Here is a 13,704-nt window from a genome sequence, read left to right on the forward strand (position 1 = left end):
TTATCCACAGCGAACCCGCACGCTCATTGAAAGGTAAGGTTGTGCTTCGCCGAGGTATAGCGAAAGGCTTACACGCGGTGGAGGGGTTTGGCCATTTCCGACCTGGTCCGTCCTCCGTAAGATTGGATCCATCAAGTGGTGAGCAGGAGTTCACCAGGATCAAGGATGATCGACCATCGCCTAGGAGGCAGCCGACAGGGAGTCGGGATGGTCTTGGAAAAACCCGCTTCGGCGGGTTTTTTGTTGGGCGCGAGAAAGTCCTCGTTGAGCCTGGGCTATTTGCGCAGTGCTTTTCTCTTGCGCAGGCTTTCACGATGCACCTCGAGATCCCTGCGCCGCCGCATCTCCTGACGCGTCTCCTTGCGTTCGGATCGAATAATCCTCCATTGCATGCGCAACTCCCGGCCGCGCTTGCTGTTGAGCGATAAAAGGCCCAGCAACGGGAAAAGCAGCCCCAGCATGTAAAACATCAATTCAAAACGCCGCCAGTGCGCAGGGGCAGTGGGCAGCACCGCGAAAAAGCAGCTCACCAGAATGGCCGACAATATCCACATTCCACAGGCATGCCCGCGACTCATCATGATGCCGCCGAAACTCAAAACCAGTGATACGCCCATCATGAGCATCATCGACTGGCCGGTTCTCTCCGGCTCATTTGGAAAGTACGCATCGACCACCGTGCCTGCGGTAATGGCGAGGGAAAATATGCCCATGAAGATCGGAGTCAGAAAGGACAGCAGATAACGAGAGCGGAAAGCGGCAACGTGGCTGCGGTAAATCACCATAGGCTCCGGCGAGGCCCGCTTGCTGCGAGATTGTTTACCCATTTTTCTTCCTTGGTTGTGTGTTGCGGTTAGTTGCCTTCTTCGCTGATGGTCTGCTACCTGACTTCATTTACTGAGTGATATTACCCATTTCAAAAACCTACCCAGCCACCAGCGACTGCGTGCTTCACGAAGCTGTTCGATGTACTCGAACGTGTAAGACCGATTGTGCTTCTTTTCCAGCGCCAGGATTTTTTTCAGTAGTCGGATGGCGTCCCTGTTCCAGTAAAGAAGGTAAAGATTGATCAGTGCTATCCAGATACTGACCATAATGATCAGTTGTATATGCCACACGATCATTGCAGCGATTCCGGCCACAATGACGCCTCCGCTCAGTAAGTTTCCGTTTCTCGTGCTGACATAACCGTGCACCATATAGACCTTGTTATCCCTGGTCTCAAAAGACAGCTGACCTGATCTCGGTTTTGTGAAGTAAATAAATAAAAAAGAAACGAGCATCAGTAAGACCGGAATCATCGCCCACGATAAAGCATCTGTCGTTGAAGTGCCGTATTCAGATTTTGCTATAAGATAAATAACGCTTGCATTCATGAGTAGAAATGAAGAGAAAAGGCCTGCGAAAGAATGAACTGCGATTGCAGTGAAGCTTTCGCTCAGGTAAATCAAATATATTGCTCTCATGAGCAGGGTAAAGAGGCCGAGGCATACCAGCCAGAAAAAATCAGATTTAAACGTCGACATTGTGCCAAATAAGGCAATCAGGAAGAAAGACCCGTAAAGTCCCTTTTTTATTGCGATGGGTTGTGGTTCGATCATATGATTAACTCGGATTTTCAAGGCGGAAATTTTATTGTGCAGGCTGAGGTATAATCAAAATTACTAGCTTGAGATGAAAAAGTCATATTTCAAATATGTCGCCACGCTGTTTGGTATCTTCAAGAAATATAGACATCCACGTATCCATTATTTCGAAAAAAACCACACCTGATTCAGGCTCCAGCGGCTGCTCATGCCACCATATCAAGCCGTTGTCATTAGCTGCATTAATTGTATCTACAGCAAGATAGTCACTGCCGCCATTTGAAAATACTGCCAGCCATTTTGCCGCGAAATCAGTGTCGTGCTCGTCTATCAAATCAGAGACAAATACACAATCCTCTATTTTTTGTGGGCCCATCGATTGAGCAGGGTAAAAAGTGAAGCCGTTATGAATAGTGTAATAAAAATCCGCTATGCGCCCTCCAAAGATCAACGCATTGTCAGACCTGCTCAACGGCGCGCCTCCTATGTAATAGTAGAGGCCATTATTGTCATGAAATATATATAACAGCTCTATGGATGAGCCGACCAGAATAGCGGTGCCAAGCAAACACTTGTCCAGTAATGACGTTACCCACGGTAACTCATCAGAAAATGTTTGCCAGGCAAGAGGAAATGAGGGCGTTATTGATGAAGCGATTCCAAAATTTTGCCACTCACTACGAATCTCCATGCCAGGCGGCAGTTGAACAGGTGAGAAGTAAATATCTCTTCCTGCGAACGCTGCCTTCGTTGCTTCAATGATTGCAGTGGCGTTTATCACCCAGTATCCCTCTTGGATTTGACTACTACGTTGTCGCTCGAACTCTTCACCCGCAACATCAAGAATACTACTGACGAGATCAGCAGTCACCTCACAGTTTTCAAGGTGTTTGTAGCTCGTATAGTGTTCATCATAAGGTATTTCATAAAATTTTGCTGGCACTTGTTCTTCATAAATTATTTTTAACACAACACGTACGAGTTTTGACGTTTCTTGAAGGTCCCCGTCGAAGAGCTCAATTTCTAGAACTGGATGAACGCAGTCGCAAAAGCTTTTAATGGTCTGCACAGGCAGTGATAAGAATCTATGAAGCTTGACAAGCGTGGCAGGTCTGATTGGCTGTTCTTCAATAACTATCGTTAGTGTAGACATCACGTACCTCTACTAATAATCTCCAGACTTTTCCGGGTCCAACAGATAGGAAAAAGCTGGCATAGCCGCTCAGTTTGTGAAGGGTGCGGCTTAGTTCGCCAGCCGGGTCGTATTCGTAGCGGCGGTGAATGGGAGCGTGTCTGAAAGCTTCAGTCTTAAAGATTCCAGCTGAAGTGAATTCATATTTAGTCCTAGAAGCTACTCTATAGGGAATCCAGTGGGTCTTTCTATGGACGGATAAATAAACTTTTTTTGTTCATCCCAGTTTATCCCCGTATCCTTAAAAAACTTAATCCTATCTAGGAGCTTTTTAGGATCCCCGAAAACGCCACAAAATTCATGTGCGTTAATAGTTTCAATATCGCTTTTGTCTGAAAGAGCAGTCTTGATCACTCGTCCGCCAACGCTGGAATAACTATCACTCAACTCTATAAGATTTGATGTGTAAACATTTTCTGAGACCCACTCAAAAGAAAGCATTTCTTTTATTATAGGTCTAGAGTTTTTTATAACCTCATTATCATTGAGGGTCCTTACGAATATGTTCTTTATACGTTTCTCAGCTACAAAAATACAAAATAGTAACTTGCACTTGTTAAGGTCAACGTCTTCCCAGTTGTCATTTGACCTAAACACATCAAAAAACTCCATCAGTCCATTTTTTCTCATTTGGGCTAATGTATATGTAACATCGTCGACCTTGACAACGAGTACTGCGTCTTCTGACCACTTTATGCTTTTCAACATCCCGATGCTCCGGTTTTAAGTTTTGCACCTGCTGCTTTTGCACGAACTCATTCGCTGCAGTCAAGTAATTGTTTCTGTTCGGGCTTTTCATTCCTTTGTAGGCTAATTATAGTTTTGCATCCTCAATCAACCTTATTTTATTAGGGCAAATGCTAGCAGCAAAAAAGCCAGATGCCCTATCGAAAATATAAAATTGCCTATTCTGTTTTTTTAATGCCATCTATAGCTGTATTTAATATGAATGATATGAGCCTAAGCTAATATCGCAAAAATATTTTATTTATGCAGCATTAATCATTAAGCGATCAGGTCTATTCAAAATAGTACTCCAAAAAATCGTTAAAGTTTGCCCATTGCGGTCTCAATCTTCCTTGTTTGAAATCCAAGAGCTCATCTCCCAAAGATACACTAAGTACCTCTCCAGTGTCTTTATTATAGAAATAGCCACTTTCGCCTTCAAAGCTATCTAGTGGAATATACTTTAGTGGGAGCTGCAATGTTTCATGTGTGTTCTTCAAGTCCAGATCAAAATGAGTATGTTTGGAGAACCAACATACCTGATATATTTCCTTTCCATGCTGCATGAATGTTGGGCCGTCTTCTACGTGTAAGTAGAACTGAGCGAAATCAGATGATAAGTCAATACCCAGTTTTCCGAGTTCCACTTCATAATCTGCGCTTGCATTTTCATACCACCAACCTTGTTGCTTAAAAAAGTCTACCAGCTTTTTCGATATCCTGGTTTCTATCCGCAGTTTTCCGAAAACTTAGCGCTCCCGGCTCTTCTGTTAATTTCTATTTGCGCACGCCCTTTCCAGTAAGCGCCGCGATCACCGTTGAATAGGTCTCTATTAACAGGGGGATCGGATGCTGTGCAGGTAGGTGAGGATACAACGCTTTAGTGTTACCAGGTTTTTATGTCTATCGGCAGACAATTCGAAGAGAGAACCTAGTCTATCTTTTTTGGAGTGATGAAGATTAAGCTGGGAGTAGTTGCCATTCTTAACAACAAACGGATTTCCCAATCTCCGGATCATAGTACCGAAACGTGTTGTAGTGCAGCCCCGTCTCGACATCAAAATACTGGCCCTGAAATCTCAGGTTCTGCTCAACCTCGTTCACCACCAGCTTTTCCACCGAACCCCAAGCTCGGTACTTCGCCTGCCAGACGATCTGTGCTTCGGCATCGGTGATTTCCAGCGGTGTACCGATCTGGTCGGTGTGGAAGTAGTAGACCTTGTTCTCTGCTTCGCCCTCTTTTTCGTCCACACGGGCCCGCGGCGCATAGCTGCCGGGCTCGTAAAGGTACAGGCTGCTCTGGCCGGGGTTTTCTTCGCGCAGCATGGGCAGGCCTTGCCAGAGGAAGCTTTTGTGGTCGGTGTGGCCTTTGATCTCGGGACTGTTTGGCGACTCGCCTGCCCAGACTGTCGTACTGATGTATGGTTGTGTTGGTTTGATCTCTAACAGTGCGAAGAAGCAAATCCGACGCTTCTTGCCTATAGAAATAGTAGTATGCACGTTTGGGTCTAGCGTTGAAGTAGATTGTTAATTTCTTCTTTGGTATGCGTATAATTTTTCTTCTGTGGGAAGAAATCAACACGCTTTAGTGTCTTTGAATCTAGCAATGGCTGTAAATCACCATCTTTTACTTCCCAGAACTTTACGAACTGAATATTCTTAAGGCTTGGGATGAAATTGAGTGAGTCTAATTCTGATGCAAAAAACGTTTCCAGCGTATTATTGCCAGAGAGAAACGAATAATCCCTGATGTGTTTGCATTTTTCTATGGAGAGTTTTTTTAGTTCTGTGAGTTTGCTTAGTTGGCTGATGTCAATAAGTTTGGCGCAGTGACTTATCTCAACATCGGCAAGAGTTTTACTTGCTTGTAAACCTTCGAATGACTCCAGATTGCCTCCACTCACCCTTAGCGTTTCGAGTTTGGGCGCCAAAAGAAAGCTCAGATCCTTGTTTTTTATACCGGCGAGTAATAAGTCACTGACATTGCCAATGGGTAAGCTTTCTATTTTGTCGTGTGCTTTCATAATGTATAGCGTTTTCAGCGAAGTAATCTTTGAAAAATCTAACGCATCTTTCAGATAAGGAATTGTTAACGCTTTTAAAGAGGAGCATGTATAAAGTGGTGAAAAATCAACCTTTTTAAGGTTGATGTCTTGCGAGATATTGAGAGTTTCTACTGACTCACTAGACGCGAGTGGGCTCAGGTCCAGTACGGTTGAACTGGCTACAGAGTTATCTCTCATGATTCTGATATTTTTATAGTCTTTTTTTTGTGCATGCTTTAAACCCTCTAAGAAGAAATGTTCCGATATTTCAAATGCATCAATATTTTCGTTATAGGAGAATTTTTTCATTTTATTTACCCGCACCCTACAGAGGCTTTAAATTTCTTGTCTAAACTATTGGCAAGTCTGTTTACTTTTCGTTGCGTTTTAATGTCGGCTGCTTCATAAAGTTTTTTGCCAGGCGAGTTTCTTACTGGGTCATTGGCAAACGCATTTGATGCACGCGCATCATATTTTTCCATCAATCGATGCTCCACCATAAACCCTAGTTTGCTATCTCCAAAATCAGCATGGGCAAACTGGGTCGCGTTCGCACTTCCATTGATTCGTGCTGCCATAGACCTATTCGCCCTTACTATGGGGCCTTTCCCAATATAGGATGTTGTTCCGTCCGTAAATATGTAAGTTCCAGTCCACCCCCACGGGTCAATATATGTGAGAGGGTTAGGCCCGTAAGTGTAGAAATTTAACCCACCTGCCAACCCAATCGGATCCTGCGTAATAAACCGCCCAATCTCCGGGTCATAATACCGAAACGTGTTGTAATGCAGCCCCGTCTCGACATCAAAATACTGCCCCTGAAACCGCAGGTTCTGCTCAACCTCGTTCACCACCAGCTTCTCAACCGCTCCCCACGCCCGGTACTTCGCCTGCCAGACGATCTGACCTTCGGCATCGGTCATTTCCAGCGGTGTGCCAATCTGGTCGGTGTGGAAGTAGTAAACCTCGTTCTCTACCTCGCCTTCTTTCTCGTCAACACGGGCCAGCGGCGCATAGCTGCCGGGTTCGTAAAGGTACAAGCTGCTCTGGCCGGGGCTTTCTTCGCGCAGCATGCGCAGGCCTTGCCAGAGGAAGCGTTTGTGGTCGGTCTGGCCTTTGATTTCGGACTGTTTGGCGACTCTTCGGCCCAGGCTGTCATATTGGTAGCTGCTGGTGCTTTCCACCTGCGTGCCAGCCATGGTTTCGGTTTTGACCAGGCGGTTTTCGCAGTCGTAGGTGAAGGTCTGCCAGCGCACGATACCGACGACTTTTTCGATCAGGTTGCCCCAGGCGTCGTATTTGTATTCGTGGTTCGCCCATTGTTTTAGGCGGTTGTCTTTGACGTGGTCGAAGCGGCTGGTGTTGAAGTTCAGGCGGTTGGCGGCGGCGTCGTAGCGGAATTCTTCGCCGTCGACCACGCGGCCGGTATTGCGCGCCAGCAGCTGGCCGTTGGCTTCGTATTCGTACTGGGTTTCGCCGCGCAGTTTGTCGAGGGTGCGGCTCAGTTCACCGGCCGGGTCATATTCGTAACGGCGGTGAATCGGGTTGTAGGCGTGTTCGACATAACGCTCTGGCTTTATGAGCGGGTTCTGAATCTGCGACAGTTTTTCTGCAGGCAGGGTTGTGGCGTACTGCCAGGCCTTGCGGCCCATGCTGTCGTAGCCGAAGCAGCTGGTCAGCTTGCCTTGGGTGCGGTAGATCTCGCGATGGAGATCGTCGCGCTCCATATCGCTGATCAACTGGCCATCGAGGTTGAGCTGATGCAGATGACCGCTGCCGTAGTACAGGTGGTTCAGGTGCTGGCCGGTAGGAAGGGTCAGCGTGGTCAGGTTGCTGAGTTGATCGTAGTCGTAGGCCAGTGCGCCTTGCGGCGTGGTCTCTGTGGTCAGTCGCCCCAGCAGGTCGTAGGCAAATTCCAGTTTTTCGGCGGTGACGCCCAGTTTTCTGCCGGTGTCCGTCGGCTTGCGCTCGATTGACAGCAACCGGTCACCGTCGTCGTAGGTGTAGTCCTGACGCGCGTCGTCGTTGAGTTTGGCCAGCAAACGGCCTATCGGGTCGCGCTCCAGATGTGTGCTGCGCCGCGGCTGTTCGCCTTTCTCGCCGTAGCCGATTTCCTCGACCTGTGTCAGGTGCCCGCCGAGGTTGTAGCTGAAGCGGCGAGTCAGGTTGTCGATGCGTTTTTCTTCGATCAGACGGTCTGCGTCGTCGTAGGCAAAGCGGTAGGTCGCATCGTTTTCGTTGGTCAGGGCGACGAGGCGAATGGCCTTGTCGTATTCGTAGGTGATGGTTTGCCCTTTGGCATCCTGTCGCCATTTGGGCAGGCCACGACCGTTGCGCAGCAGCTGGGTGGTCTGGCCTTTGCCATCGGTGTGGGTCAGGACCTGGCCCAGTTCGTTGTAGGTAAAGGTCTCGCTGGTGCCATCCGGGTGGTTGATGCGCAGCACTTCGCCGTCGGGCTTGCGTTCCAGCGTGGTGGTGTTGTTCAGGGCATCGGTGACGGCGATCAGATGGTGGCGCTCGTCATAACGGTAGTGCGTGCTTTTGCCCGAGCAGTCCTGAAAGCGCTGGACCTGGGCCAGGGTGTTCCACCACAGGTATTTGGATTTATAGGTCGCATCAATGATGGTGTGTGGCAGGCCATCTTCACTGTTGAGGTATTCGGTCTTGTGGCCCAGCGCATCGATCTCGGCAACGAGGTTGCCTTTGGCATCGTAGTTTGCCTTCCAGGCACTGCCATCCGGGTAGTCGACCTGAGTGATCAGCGTCGTCAGGTGGTGGTACTGGTAGCGAATACTGCGGCCCAGCGGATCGGTCTCCTTGAGCAACCGAGCAAACTCGTCGTACTCGAACGCCAACTGGTTGCCATCGGGCAGGGTCAGCCCGGTCATGTTGCCGGTGTCGTCGATCTCGATGACGTAGTGATCGCCACTGTAGTCGCGGCTCGAGGTGACGCGATGGTCCTTGTTGTAATGAATTTCCAGCTCGCGCCCCAGTACGTCGGTGACCCAGGTGGTGCGGGCCTCGCGGTCGTAGCGGAAGTGGAAATGCTCACCATCGCTGGTCTGGTGTTCGACGACACGCGGCTGGCCGTCGATGATTTCCCAGCGGTACTCGCAGGTCAGGCCCAGTGCGTTGCTGTGGCGGGTCATGACGCCGTCGGTTTAGGAGAAGTCGCGAATGGAGTCGCCATTGTGTTGATGCAATAGAAAGGAGGCTGAGCTAGTGTTAGCAGCCTCTCTTTCAGATTAATTTTTTAAAGAGCTTTAAAGTTTCCAAGATAGTCTGGATTTAGGCTCTATAGAAATATCAATGTTGCTTAGAGTTTTTTATTTTTTCAAGCTCAGACTTAAGAAAGCTAACATCTGATCTATCGAGCCCGGCGTCTATTTTTTTCCACCATTTATGAATGGCGCTTTTAAATAGCTCCACTCCTTCCTCAGTCAAATCAGACTCGCGAATTTCAAAATCCTTCTTAAGCTCTCCACTTTCGGTGAAAGGTGTAGTGCATATCAGATTCTCATCTTTCAAGAATTTTAAAAGCGCAGTCGACATCTGGATTATATTTTCTTTGTATTGTAGGTTTTTATTCCTGCTGTATAAAAGAGGTACGCTAAATTTGACGAGATCTACCATTATTTTACCCTCACAATACGTGAAATGTCCGAAAGCTCAACGAGCTGTTTTGTTTCAGGATCTCTTACGAAAGTACCGCCCATTTGCCGGATCTCGGACTCTTTCGTAATTTGGCTAGTTTTGTCTGCTGTCTTACTGGTTACTTTAACTGGCGACCAACTCCCATCTTTGCGTTTAACTACAAAATCTACACGGCGTGCAGTACCATCTGGACCTTTGACGATTTTTCCATCTGCTCCTCTTAGGTAGCGCTCTCGAAGTACGTTTTCTTTGCCAAATTGCGAGTCTAATTTTTCCCGACTCAAACTTCCCTTGCTGTCCCGGCAACTTTATTCGGAATACAGGTCCAGCCCCAGGGATCAATCCAACCAATAGCACTCGGCGCATATTGATAAAGATTAAGCCCCCCGTCCAACCCAATCGGATCCTGCGTAATAAACCGCCCACTCTCCGGGTCATAATACCTAAACGTGTTGTAGTGCAGTCCCGTCTCGACATCAAAATACTGCCCCTGAAACCGCAGGTTCTGCTCAACCTCGTTCACAACCAGCTTTTCCACCGCCCCCCACGCCCGGTACTTCGCCTGCCAGACGATCTGCCCTTCGGCATCGGTCATTTCCAGCGGTGTACCGATCTGGTCGGTGTGGAAGTAGTAAACCTTGTTCTCTACCTCGCCTTCTTTCTCATCCACACGGGCCAGTGGCGCATAGCTGCCGGGCTCGTAAAGATACAGGCTGCTCTGGCCCGGACTTTCTTCGCGCAGCATCCGCAGGCCTTGCCAGAGGAAGCGCTTGTGGTCGGTGTGGCCTTTGATCTCGGACTGTTTGGCAACGCGTCGGCCCAGGCTGTCGTATTGGTAGCTACTGGTGCTTTCCACCTGCGTGCCAGCCATGGTTTCGGTTTTGACCAGGCGGTTTTCGCAGTCGTAGGTGAAGGTCTGCCAGCGCACGATACCGACGACTTTTTCGATCAGGTTGCCCCAGGCGTCGTATTTGTATTCGTGGTTCGCCCATTGTTTTAGGCGGTTGTCTTTGACGTGGTCGAAGCGGCTGGCCGAGTGTATTGTAGTTGATAGGTTCAACGCTGCCATCCGGATGGTTGATGCGCAGCACTTCGCCGTGGGGTTTGCGTTCCAGCGTGGTGGTATTGTTCAGAGCATCGGTCAAGGCGATCAGATGGCCGCGATAATCATAGCGGTAGTGAGTGTCGTTGCCTGAGCAGTCCTGGAAGCGCACGACCTGCACGAGGCTGTTTCACCACATTTACTTGGACCTGCAGGTCGCGTCGATGAAGCAGAAGAACGAAATGTCAGTAGCCTCCTACCAGCTTGGTTTTTAAAGAGTTTTTAAAATCCCATAGTAGCTTTAACTTATCTACAAAAGTCAAGATCAGGCCAGAGAGCTCAATATGCTCTCTGGCACTAGGCTTTCTAATAAAAGCTTTAGGGTTTATCAAATATCATGCCGGCTTTCTGATTTTTTCCAGACCTTTTTCAAGCCTGGTAATGTTATCGATATTTCCCCCTTTATCCAAATAAGAGAACCAGCCAGGGATGACTTTTTTAAACATCTCAACTCCGTCTGCTGTGGCATCAGATTTTTTTAGAATAAACTCTTTGTTTAGACTCCCGTCGGAATTAAAAGGATTTGTCTTAAGTAGGTCGTTGGCCTTCATAAAAGCCAGCAGCACAGTAAGCTTTTTGATTATCCGCTCTTGATACTCCTTGCTTTTGTTGCGCGAGTAAAGCATAGGCACGCTGCATAATGTGAAGTCTATATCATTCATAAATAATCCTTACCTGGCCCTAACTACTGTGGATACGTCTCTTACTTCGATAAGCTTTTTGGTTTTGGGGTCTCTAACAAATGTACCGCCCACCTCTCTAATTCTAGTTTCTTTTGAAAGTTGACCGGTTTTGTCAGCTGTCAGGCTAGTAATTTCTTTGGCAGTGCCACTCCCGTCTGAATTCTTAATCACAAAATCTACCCGCCGCGCCTCGCCTGTTAGGGGGTCTTTGGCAATTTTCCCATCGGCATTGCGAAGATATCGTTCGCTTAAGACATTTTCCTTGCCGTATCTTTTTCCATACAACTCTTTAGCTCTAGCTTCTCTCGCCATCCCTGCAACCTTATTAGGAATGCAGTTCCAACCCCACGGGTCAATCCAACCGATAGGACTGGGCGAATACTGATAAAGATTAAAACCACCCAACAACCCAATCGGATCCTGCGTAGTAAACCGCCCAATCTCCGGGTCATAATACCTAAACGTGTTGTAGTGTAGCCCCGTCTCGACATCAAAATACTGCCCCTGAAACCGCAGGTTCTGCTCAACCTCGTTCACCACCAGCTTCTCAACCGCCCCCCAGGCCCGGTACTTCGCCTGCCAGACAATCTGCCCTTCGGCATCAGTCATTTCCAGCGGTGTGCCGATCTGGTCGGTATGGAGATAGTAAACCTTGTTCTCTACCTCGCCTTCTTTCTCATCAACAATCATTAAAGAGGTGAAAACTTTAAAAAGTTGCTGATTTATTTAAAGCATAATTTATTACCCGGTTGGGAATTCAACGCATTCACGTCAGTCACAGCGTTGCCGGATCTAAATGATTTTGGCCAATCTCTCGTCTTGATGTTCCATTACGGTAGTAAAAGTTCGAAGCTTCTGTCTCCTGTCCCCCAATAACAGTATATTGAGGGGCGCTGAGTTTTTAGTTTATATGCCAAGCTCGGTATTAATTGTTGTAGCGATCATGAAGGTCGGCATTGGCATTCAGCTCTGTCGTCATGTTTCCTTCGTAGAGAAGGGATAAGGTCCCTTTATTTTCCGGATCTTCAATTGCGCGTACTCCATCTAATACGCAAAAAAAACCGAAAACAGCTTCCTCTACTGATTTTCTTATTATTTCTTCAATGTGTTTTTTTTCAGTTGCGCCTTGTTGATTGTAAAATTCGGAGATTTCTACGAGCTTTTTACTTGGCTTCCTTCCTGGAGGAGAAGATATTACATCTATAGTGTCAGATATAGCAGCATCACTGACAACCAGTCTAATAGCGTCAACAAATTCTTGAGGGGTCATTTTTATCAGTCCTACTTCAGAAAGGCTTCTGGGAACATCTCTTTATTCAGATCAATGAGTTTTCTAATTGCTGATGGAGGCGTGTTGGTATAGTTTCTAAGGTCTTGAACGTCTTTTGCCAACAAACTTCTTGGTGTGCCTGTAAACTCTCCTTTAATAGTTGGGATTAGTTTATGCTCTGCTCTAGGCAAAGCTATCGATGGAGCTGTTTTCGGATTGTAGCCTGGAATCACTTGACCTGCCGGATGCTTTTGTGCGGCATGGTGAATATCTAACCCATCACCTACCGAAGATTTTTTCTGTAACTTATCGAATGGGCCTACTTCGTATTTTTTTGTTGGCTCGCAACTGAGTCCCCACGAATCAATCCATCCAGTAGAGTTAGGCGCATATTGGTAAAGATTCTCCCCACCCAACAACCCAATCGGATCCTGCGTAATAAACCGCCCAATCTCCGGGTCATAATACCGAAACGTGTTGTAATGCAGCCCCGTCTCGACATCAAAATACTGCCCTTGAAATCTTAGGTTCTGCTCAACCTCGTTCACCACCAGCTTCTCAACCGCCCCTCAGGCCCGGTACTTCGCCTGCCAGACGATCTGCCCTTCGGCATCGGTCATTTCCAGCGGTGTACCGATCTGGTCGGTGTGGAAGTAGTAAACCTTGTTTTCTACCTCGCCTTCTTTCTCATCAACACGCGCCAACGGTGCATAGCTGCCGGGCTCGTAAAGGTACAGGCTGCTCTGGCCGGGGCTTTCTTCGCGCAGCATGCGCAGGCCTTGCCAGAGGAAGCGTTTGTGAGCGGTCTGGCCTTTGATCTCGGACTGTTTGGCAACGCGTCGGCCCAGGCTGTCGTACTGATAGCTGCTGGTGCTTTCGACCTGCGTGTCGGCCATGGTTTCGGTTTTGACCAAGCGGTTTTCGCAGTCGTAGGTGAAGGTCTGCCAGCGCACGATGCCGACGACTTTTTCGATCAGGTTGCCCCAGGCGTCGTATTTGTACTCGTGGTTCGCCCATTGTTTTAGGCGGTTGTCTTTGACGTGGTCGAAGCGGCTGGTGTTGAAGTTGAGGCGATTGGCGGCGGCGTCGTAGCGGTAATAAGTGTCTTTGCCTGAACAGTCCTGAAAGTGCTCAACCTGAGCGAGGCTGTTCCACCACAGGTATTTGGATTTATAGGTCGCATCAATGATGGTGTATGGCAGGCCATCTTCACTGTTGAGGTATTCGGTCTTGTTCCCGAGTGCGTCGGTTTCGACCAGAAGATTGCCTCTGGAATCGTAACGGGCCTTCCACGTGCTGCCATCACGGAAAGTCGTCTGGGTCACCAGCGTGGTCGCCAGATGATGCTTGTAGGTGATCTTGCGCCCTAGCGGGTCGGTTTCTTCAACTAGTCGCGAGAGGTGGTCGTACTTGAGTGCCAGCCAATTATCGTCGGGCAACGCAACA

9 protein-coding genes and 5 pseudogenes are annotated in these 13,704 nt (G+C 48.1%); all 14 read right to left on the minus strand.

Annotation, left to right across the window (positions count from 1 at the left end; translation table 11 throughout):
- Window positions 1-275 precede the first annotated feature (275 nt).
- Window positions 276-827 carry a hypothetical protein gene (locus RYC17_RS20960; protein WP_122281620.1) on the minus strand — a complete coding sequence of 184 codons (552 nt, stop codon included), beginning with the start codon at window positions 825-827 and terminating at the stop codon, window positions 276-278.
- A 63-nt stretch (window positions 828-890) separates the two neighbouring features.
- Window positions 891-1,601 carry a hypothetical protein gene (locus RYC17_RS20965; RefSeq protein WP_316904339.1) on the minus strand — a complete coding sequence of 237 codons (711 nt, stop codon included), beginning with the start codon at window positions 1,599-1,601 and terminating at the stop codon, window positions 891-893.
- 82 nt (window positions 1,602-1,683) lie between these two features.
- Window positions 1,684-2,739: a hypothetical protein gene (locus RYC17_RS20970; RefSeq protein ID WP_316904341.1), complete on the minus strand. Its 1,056-nt coding sequence runs from the start codon at window positions 2,737-2,739 to the stop codon at window positions 1,684-1,686.
- A gap of 198 nt (window positions 2,740-2,937) precedes the next feature.
- On the minus strand, window positions 2,938-3,486 hold the full coding sequence (locus tag RYC17_RS20975) for a hypothetical protein (protein ID WP_122281618.1): 549 nt from the start codon (window positions 3,484-3,486) through the stop codon (window positions 2,938-2,940).
- A gap of 1,011 nt (window positions 3,487-4,497) precedes the next feature.
- Window positions 4,498-4,936: pseudogene (locus RYC17_RS20980) on the minus strand (RHS repeat domain-containing protein); the annotation flags it as partial.
- A gap of 76 nt (window positions 4,937-5,012) precedes the next feature.
- Window positions 5,013-5,858 (minus strand): toxin, encoded by an 846-nt coding sequence (locus RYC17_RS20985; RefSeq protein ID WP_122281616.1) that lies wholly within the window; start codon window positions 5,856-5,858, stop codon window positions 5,013-5,015.
- A 344-nt stretch (window positions 5,859-6,202) separates the two neighbouring features.
- A pseudogene (locus RYC17_RS20990) lies at window positions 6,203-8,740 on the minus strand (RHS repeat-associated core domain-containing protein); the annotation flags it as partial.
- A gap of 115 nt (window positions 8,741-8,855) precedes the next feature.
- Entirely contained in the window at window positions 8,856-9,182 is a 327-nt protein-coding gene (locus tag RYC17_RS20995; RefSeq protein ID WP_003434911.1) for a hypothetical protein, read from the minus strand.
- On the minus strand, window positions 9,182-9,487 hold the full coding sequence (locus RYC17_RS21000; protein ID WP_316904347.1) for a hypothetical protein: 306 nt from the start codon (window positions 9,485-9,487) through the stop codon (window positions 9,182-9,184). The genes RYC17_RS20995 and RYC17_RS21000 overlap by 1 nt, the downstream gene beginning before the upstream one ends.
- A 35-nt stretch (window positions 9,488-9,522) precedes the next feature.
- Window positions 9,523-10,252: pseudogene (locus RYC17_RS21005) on the minus strand (RHS repeat domain-containing protein); the annotation flags it as partial.
- Between the two features lie 388 nt (window positions 10,253-10,640).
- On the minus strand, window positions 10,641-10,967 hold the full coding sequence (locus RYC17_RS21010; RefSeq protein ID WP_316904349.1) for a hypothetical protein: 327 nt from the start codon (window positions 10,965-10,967) through the stop codon (window positions 10,641-10,643).
- A 9-nt stretch (window positions 10,968-10,976) separates the two neighbouring features.
- Window positions 10,977-11,681, minus strand: a pseudogene (locus tag RYC17_RS21015) (RHS repeat domain-containing protein); the annotation flags it as partial.
- 232 nt (window positions 11,682-11,913) lie between these two features.
- On the minus strand, window positions 11,914-12,258 hold the full coding sequence (locus tag RYC17_RS21020) for a hypothetical protein (RefSeq protein WP_230017157.1): 345 nt from the start codon (window positions 12,256-12,258) through the stop codon (window positions 11,914-11,916).
- A gap of 11 nt (window positions 12,259-12,269) precedes the next feature.
- Window positions 12,270-13,703: pseudogene (locus RYC17_RS21025) on the minus strand (RHS repeat domain-containing protein); the annotation flags it as partial.
- Window position 13,704 lies beyond the last annotated feature (1 nt).

The organism is Pseudomonas syringae group sp. J248-6 (assembly GCF_032586995.1).
GTDB lineage: Bacteria > Pseudomonadota > Gammaproteobacteria > Pseudomonadales > Pseudomonadaceae > Aquipseudomonas > Aquipseudomonas amygdali.